The 334-nt window shown below is 72.8% G+C and carries 1 protein-coding gene; it reads right to left on the bottom strand.

Annotated features, from left to right (window positions below; all coding sequences use genetic code 11):
• Positions 1–225 (bottom strand): hypothetical protein (locus H5407_RS23830; protein ID WP_220800779.1); only part of this gene is annotated, 225 nt, incomplete at its 3' end.
• Positions 226–334: the final 109 nt, after the last annotated feature.

Genomic DNA, 334 nt, shown 5'->3' with positions numbered 1-334 from the left:
CGCCGCGCCAGGGCCAGCCGCGATCAGCGCGCGCAACCCGGCCAGATCGTAGTCAGCCGGGCTGAGCCCTTCGGATCCCATGCCGGCGATGAGGCCGGCCAGCTTTTCCGCCTGGGCGACAGTCCAGCTCTGCACCAGTTGCTGGGGAGCAGGCGCGGCCTCGAAAGCCGCCTGGAAGTCCTGCGACGCCGTGCCCTGCGTCGGCGCGTTGTAGTCCGCGTCCATCGTCGAAGAAGTCGGTGCGGGTGCCGGAACGGGGGTCGGAGCTGGGTCGGCGGCCGCAGGCGGCAGCAGGTCTTCCGGGCCGGATTGCGCAGCGGCCCCCGCCGGTACC

Source organism: Mitsuaria sp. WAJ17, from assembly GCF_014174515.1.
Taxonomy (GTDB): Bacteria; Pseudomonadota; Gammaproteobacteria; order Burkholderiales; family Burkholderiaceae_C; genus Roseateles_B.
The sequence above is the reverse complement of the archived record's forward strand: the minus strand, read 5'-3'. Positions and strand labels throughout refer to the sequence as shown.